Origin of the sequence: Sulfitobacter sediminilitoris, assembly GCF_010667575.1 — a bacterium.
Classification (GTDB): Bacteria; Pseudomonadota; Alphaproteobacteria; order Rhodobacterales; family Rhodobacteraceae; genus Sulfitobacter; species Sulfitobacter sediminilitoris.
Map to the genome: position 1 here is coordinate 1 of NZ_JAABNT010000051.1, position 6,623 is coordinate 6,623.

Below are 6,623 nucleotides of genomic sequence, written 5' to 3' on the forward strand. Positions count from 1 at the left end.
CGGGCAGCTGGGTAATGGTATTTGTCCTCATGTGGCATATCCTTTTCTCAGACGAGAATTGCGGCGCGTGAACAACGCCATGATATGCCGCCCCTCAGGGGCCATCACCAACTTTTAGCTATATCTCGGCAGCCAACTGCAACGCCCTGTTTTTGCCTGTGTTCCCAAACACTATGAGGAAGAACTGTGTCACAAACAGCGTTGTGCAAACCATGTATTGCACTTGTGGTTGCTGTCGGTGATTGTGTTCAAAGAACACCGCACCGATGATTTTCTAATAACTCTGGCGTGACACGATGAATTATCTGAACTTCACCCTTGAAAGCGAAATCACGTGCCCCGAATGCGGCCACAAGGCAGTGGAGACAATGCCAACAGATGCCTGTCAGTGGTTTTATGAGTGCTCGTCATGCAAGGCCGTGCTCAAGCCTCTAGCAGGTGATTGCTGTGTCTATTGCTCCTACGGGACTGTGCCTTGTCCGCCGATCCAAGAAGGTGGATCGTGTTGCGGCTGATCCAATTTCGTATTCGCAAACACTGTGGTGAGGAACTCTTGGCAAAACACTGTGGGCAAACAGTGTGTCCCCAACACAGTGTTGAACACCAAGTAAGCCCATCACCGAACGGTTTAGTCAGGTCTGTAATCAGGCAAAAATGCCCGGGTCTATGCGATCCACAGCGGTGATGACGTCCGCGGGAATGTTCAGACGTTCGGCTGCCTTGCGCAGACTATCCTCGTCAGGTGCCTCATACAGACAGTAAGTTTTCCGCTTGTCCGCGCTTAGGAACGAAAAGATCCACTCTACGCCCTCGGCGTCATTAATCTGTTTGATGTGCTTCTTTGCGTCTTCGTCGATTTCCAGCTTTTCAGCAAAGTTTCGCTCGATAACGTATCTTGGCATTGTACTCTCCCGCGCGACTAATCTGGACCTATGTAGCTTGGCCCTCGAGCTTCAGCCTCAGAGAAACCATACCAAGTTTTTGGGCAGTTGCCAACGCTTCCGCTTCGAGGTGGAATGCGCGCTCTTGGTCCTGTTTTCCGCCACGCCGTCGCAGACACGCTGCATATTCGGCCTTACTATGAGCAATCCACGGCGGGGCGTTCATTCCAGTGTCGATTTCGATGGCTGTTTCAAACATGTTCTGAGATGCGTCCCAATCACCCATCATTGCCGCCAGGGCGCCGAGCCTCCGTGCAGCGGCTCCGGTGCAAACGGTGGTCGCACCCGCGGTTATGGTCATGCGCTCGTAGGGTAAGAGCATCTTGTAAATGGTCTTTGCGTGCTCCGAATGTTCCACGGCAACGCAAATGTCTGCAAGGTAAGAAAGCGTTGTGGAATACATGGCATCGTGGGACAATTCAAAACCAGAGTCTGCGATCTCGTTCAGGATGCGCTCAGCAGCGTCTTTGAAACCCAGCTCGGCAGCAATCAACCCAAAGCCAGGCTTCCACGTCGTGTCTTCCGGGCTCTCTGACATCAGCCGTTTGATGACCGGAGCGACCTCATGCAGGCGGCATTGCTCGCGGCGAATTGTGAACATCTGAACGCCATAAACGCCTTCAACATGCTCTCCATGGGTCTGACGGCCGATTTTCACGGCTTCGTTTGCATATTGCTCGGCCTGCTTGAAATTCCCATTCAAAATGGCTACCATGGCGCGCGCGTGCGTTTGCACCCAATAGAGCTGCAGGTGATCATCCTTCTTGGAAATCTCCGTTAGCAGGTCCAGTGAATGGTCCATAAGTTGGCGATCGGCCATTTCAGCCGCAACAAACAGGCTTAGCGTCCGATCCCGGCCTTGATCTATATTGCCAAGTTTCTCTGCAACACGGTGCATGGCTTCGAGATTCTCCCGCCAGTGCCGGGCGTCGTCTTTGCCGCGCGCTACGAAAGGCGCGCCAAAACGTGACATCATTACGGAAAACTGTGCCTTATGATCCCCCAATTTAGCAGCAAGCTCCATGGCTTCGCGACTGAACTTACTGCTTTCTTCAAGCTGACCAGTGAACATGTAGGCACGAGCCAGTTGGCTCATGAGCCCGCAACGGCGTCTTTCGTCCCGTTCTGGCAAATCTTTCAGAGCTTGCGTACAAAACCCTATCGCCTTTCGATGAAAATTACCGGTCATCATGGCGGAATCGGTAAAGTGGTATGCGGCGTCTGCTGCGAGCTCGAGGCGTCCAACGCTTTGCGATGTGTTCCAGACTTCTTCAAAAATCGCGATGCAATCCGGTAGACGCCCGACACTGTCGTAGCTGCGCCCAATTAACATTCTGGCAGAGATCGCCTCGACAGTCGTGTCATCACCCAGATGACGCGCCACTTCCTGAGTCTCTTTCGCATTTGCGACCGCTTCTTGGCTTGCCGAACGGGCCAGAGCCAATTCGGTTGCCGACCTCCAATGATCAAAAGCGGCAGACCAGTCTTCGGCTTCAGTCAAGTGACGGGCAACAAGTTCGGGCTGCCGTTCAACTTCTGCGGATCTCAACGTCGCCAAGGCGTGGGCAACCCGCGCATGCTGCTGCCGCCGAGTTGCCGCAACCATAGATTGATACGCCGTGTCGCGGATCAGAGCATGACGGAAAATGTAGTTGCCCCTGCTGTTGCCGCTTTCAAAGATCAGGCCCGACTTGCGAAGCTCTTCGAGACAGGCAGGCACGTCAACCTCGTCGCCTGCCATCGTTTCAGTCAAAATCGTCGGGTCGAACTCGCGTCCAATTACCGCCCCCGCCAAAGCAACCTGTTTTGCATCTTGTGAAACCGCGTCGAGCCGCGCCATCAGTGTCCCCTTCAAGGAGGAAGGCACTTTGATCTTGTCTTGACCGCCTGACATCTGGATGGCTCGCGTCAGTTCTTCGACAAACAGCGGCACGCCATCGGTCTTTTCGATGATCAACGCGATCAGATCATCGTCTGGTTCCTGCCCCGAGATGCTTCTAACCAAATCGGCAACATCATCCGAGTCAAACCGACGCAATTGCAGAGTCTGAACATGTGCGTCGCCTTCTGCCTGGTCCATAGACCACTCTGGTCTGTGAGATATCAGGATCATCAGAGGCAGGTCGGCGCATATCTCCTTGAAACGGTCAAGAAGCGCGTTGGTCGAAGGGTCAATCCAATGCGCATCTTCAACAAACAGGATCACTGGGCGCACACTTGCCCGAACCTTTACAGTATTGATCAACGTCAGGATGGTGATGTCCCGCTGTTCTTTCGGCGACATCGCAAGAACATCCTGTGCAACTTTGCTGCGCGGAGCGACGAGAGCAGCGAAAACGGGAAGGACTTGCTCCCAATCCAGCCCCGGCCTTGCTTTGAGCATTGTCCGCAAGTTTTCCAAGACGCGGTCATCGTCAAAACCGGGTTCAACGCCTGCGTCCTGGGAAATGCGTTCGGTTACGGGGTGAAACGGACTACTGGAAAGGTATGGAGAGCAATTCAACCGGATGATATCCGCGCTGCCCGCAACGGCATCGTCGGTCAGAAATCCTTCGGTTAGGCGAGATTTCCCTATTCCAGCTTCGCCGCCTAGCAAGACCACTTCGCCTTTGCTGTTCTGGGCGCGTTGCCATGCTTGCCGGAGTATGCCCTTTTCGAGATCGCGGCCCACAAGTGCGTTTGTCGAGGCTTCATTTTGTGCGGCGCGAAACCGGCTTTCTGCAATGCGCTCGGCTTCTACTTGCAACAGTGCGCATGGCGCATCAAATCCTTTCAATGACACCTGTCCGAGTGACGAAAACTCAAAGATACGCCTTAGCGAAGATTCTGTGCCCTCTTCGGGCAACACAATGGCGTTCGGCGGTGCATGCTCCTGAATGCGTGCTGCGAGATTCAGGATAGGTCCCGTCATCGCGCCTTCTTCGTAGGTGTTTTCGCTGATTGCATCGCCGACCACCACGTCTCCGCTGGCAATCCCCACGCGGACAGACAGCGGCGCGCCATCAGGCGCCCGGAGTTCTTTTACACGCTGAACAGCCTCCAACCCGGCCTTGATGGCTCGCACAGCATGATCTTCATAGGCGCGGGGCCACCCGAAAAAGACCAGCAAACCATCGCCGAGGTATTTAGCGACGTACCCGCCATACCGGCTAACTGCCCCTGCAACTGCATCCTGGTAGCGTTGCAATAGGACCCGCATATCTTCGGGATCAAGGCGGTTGGTCAATTCTGTGGAGCCGATGAGATCGGCAAACATAACCGTTAAATGTCTGCGTTCCGCGGCGGCCGCGGTGTTCGGCTTTTTTGCAGGCGCAAAGCCAGCATCAGGCTCCTCAACTTCGAGCGCAGGCGCGGACGAGGGCACTTCGGCGACAGGGCCGGAACCAGCTACGTCTGGCCCGGCATCGCCATGGCTCGTTGAGAGGTCCTGAATCGCAGACAGGATGAGTTTTCTGTGCCCCAGGCTTACGCCCAGTTCTTTCAGGTCTTCGCTGGTCAAAAGCGGCAGAACCCGGTAATCGACATCGCTTTCGAGAAACGCATCAACATACCGGTCCATGCCCAGCGCGTTCAGCCATTTGTCAATTTCCAAGCCCATGCAAAGCAGCATGCTGGTTTACGCGGCGGCAATCAAGTTAACACACTCGCATCGCCGTCACCGTTACCAAAACAGAGCCCTAAACAAACACCTTGAGCTACGTCAAGTGGTTTATATAACCACCATCTCTGTTACCCCAAAATGCTGGCAAGCCGGGCTCTCCAGTGTCGCCACCACGGAATGGGCGGGACGTCATGGAGCTTTCCAGCCAGACCTCCCGCCGATATATTCCGCCCTTTACTCTGCAGCGACATCACGTTCCGCTGGCAGAATGTTGTGATTGCAGCGGAAAAAGTTGTCCGGGTCGTATCGCGCCTTGATCTCCGACAACCTTTGCATGTTGGCACCATAGACGTTGCCGACGCGGTCAACTTCATCTTCAGGAATGAAGTTCACGTATGCACTTCCTGTCGAATAGGGCTTCATATCGTCAAAAAGTTTGCGGGCCCAACTAATGCAGGCTTCGTCCTTGTCCGCCGTGCTCCAACGGGTGTGGACGTTCATGATGAAATGGGCCGAGCGTTCCGGATATGCCGTGTCGCCGACCGGCACGCGTGCCATTGCACCACCCACATGCGCGATGAAGACCTCCGACTGCGGGTCCGGCAAATGGCCGATCGCATCGACAAGTGTACTGATCGCCTCATCCGGCAGACCAGCGAAGTCGTGACTTTTCCAATAGTTTCGTTCTCCGGCAGCCAGTAACGGATCAAAAGCAGCCTGCCAGCCAACAAAGGGGTGCGGGCTGATCACGTCCACAATCGGGTCACCAAGGGCGCGCAGACTAGCCATGGCATTTTCACCCTCAGCCATTTCGCCTGCATAACAAGCAGCAAAGATCAATACCTCTTTGCCATGCCACTCTTCGGGCAGAAAGGGCAGCGGGGGCGCCTTGCGCATTACCGTCCAAACCGTCAGCGCATCGTCTGCCGTGTCCGTTAACAACGTCAATTCGCGAAGCAGCGCTGGTGCTTCGGAGATCGGGTGCACGATCAGCCCGGACATTACTTCAGGGCCGAGCGCATGCAGTCCGAAATGGAAGGCTGTTACGACACCAAAGTTGCCGCCACCACCGCGCAACGCCCAGTAGAGATCGGCATTCTTGTCGGCGTTGCAGATGCGGATTTCCCCATCGGCTGTGACCACCTCGGCCGACAGCAGGTTGTCGATTGTCATCCCGAACTTGCGCGTTGTCCAACCAAAGCCTCCCCCAAGCGTCAGACCTGCAATACCTGTTGTCGAGTTGATGCCGGTTGGCAAGATCAGCCCATGCGCCTGTGTTTCTTTGTCCACATCAGCCAACAGTGCGCCCGGTTCGACCCTCGCGGTTTTGGCAACCGGATCTACGCTGACCGAGGTCATGGCAGAGAGGTCCAGCAACAGAGCCCCATCCACAACGGCATGACCGGCAATCTGGTGTCCACCAGACCGTATAGACATCACGAGGTTATTCGCCCGCGCAAATGCGACAGCCTGCTGAACATCGCCGGTTCCCCTTGCATGAATAACCAGCCCGGGGTTGCGATCAACCATCGCGTTCCAAATGATCCGGGCATCATCGTAGCCCGGCGCTCCTGGTTCAGACACGCCGCCACGCAGTGCCGCATCAAGGCCCGCGATGGTCTCTGGGTCGACAACTATCGAACCCCCGTCCAGTGTCGAAAGCTTCGCCATCATCAATCCTCCAAATATAAAAATCGCCGGTCAGTGACCAACTAAGCATAGAGGAAAAGAGCTCCCTAGTCTGTGAAATACGTCACACTGGAACCAAAGCCTAATTTACTCCTATCCGGGACACACAGCATAAAGACCGTGAAGGACTGTACGGGTGTCTGCCTTTTTCTCTACAGCGAAAGGCAGTTAAGTCCGCGACCCGGTCATTGCACTGGTGAAAATGCTGCGCTGCGCACGAATGGCTGCAATGCGAAAGCTGCGCTGCGGCGGCGGTCGGCGCGATGAATGACATGGTGTGTTTGCGGCGGTCGCTCTCCGGAGGCTAACGAGATTCTATAGTATCGGCCTCACAAAACCAGCCGTAAAGGAGAACGACCATGACCCATTATGTAGGTCTCGACGTGTCCGTC

At 55.1% G+C, this 6,623-nt stretch carries 4 protein-coding genes; 1 reads left to right on the plus strand and 3 read right to left on the minus strand.

All coding sequences use genetic code 11. The features are described 5' to 3' along the window. Positions 1 to 296 precede the first annotated feature (296 nt). On the plus strand, positions 297 to 515 hold the full coding sequence (locus GV827_RS23810; RefSeq protein ID WP_164356578.1) for a GDCCVxC domain-containing (seleno)protein: 219 nt from the start codon (positions 297 to 299) through the stop codon (positions 513 to 515). Between the two features lie 129 nt (positions 516 to 644). Here GV827_RS23810 and GV827_RS22815 read toward each other — a convergent pair whose 3' ends face one another. From GV827_RS22815 to GV827_RS22825, 3 genes are all read right to left on the minus strand, one after another. Continuing rightward, positions 645 to 902: a DUF4242 domain-containing protein gene (locus tag GV827_RS22815; protein ID WP_164356580.1), complete on the minus strand. Its 258-nt coding sequence runs from the start codon at positions 900 to 902 to the stop codon at positions 645 to 647. A gap of 28 nt (positions 903 to 930) precedes the next feature. Continuing rightward, the gene (locus tag GV827_RS22820; protein WP_164356582.1) at positions 931 to 4,539 is read right to left on the minus strand and encodes an adenylate/guanylate cyclase domain-containing protein; all 3,609 of its coding nucleotides are present in this window, start codon (positions 4,537 to 4,539) and stop codon (positions 931 to 933) included. A 237-nt stretch (positions 4,540 to 4,776) separates the two neighbouring features. Then, positions 4,777 to 6,213: an FAD-binding oxidoreductase gene (locus GV827_RS22825; protein ID WP_164356584.1), complete on the minus strand. Its 1,437-nt coding sequence runs from the start codon at positions 6,211 to 6,213 to the stop codon at positions 4,777 to 4,779. Between the last annotated feature and the right edge of the window lie 410 nt (positions 6,214 to 6,623).

What these genes read in the sequence shown, in the direction of transcription:
- GV827_RS22820 (WP_164356582.1), bottom strand. Translation starts at nt 4,539, where the DNA reads ATGGGCTTGGAAATTGACAAATGGCTGAACGCGCTGGGCATGGACCGG.
- GV827_RS22825 (WP_164356584.1), bottom strand. Translation starts at nt 6,213, where the DNA reads ATGGCGAAGCTTTCGACACTGGACGGGGGTTCGATAGTTGTCGACCCA.
- GV827_RS23810 (WP_164356578.1), top strand. Translation starts at nt 297, where the DNA reads ATGAATTATCTGAACTTCACCCTTGAAAGCGAAATCACGTGCCCCGAA.
- GV827_RS22815 (WP_164356580.1), bottom strand. Translation starts at nt 902, where the DNA reads ATGCCAAGATACGTTATCGAGCGAAACTTTGCTGAAAAGCTGGAAATC.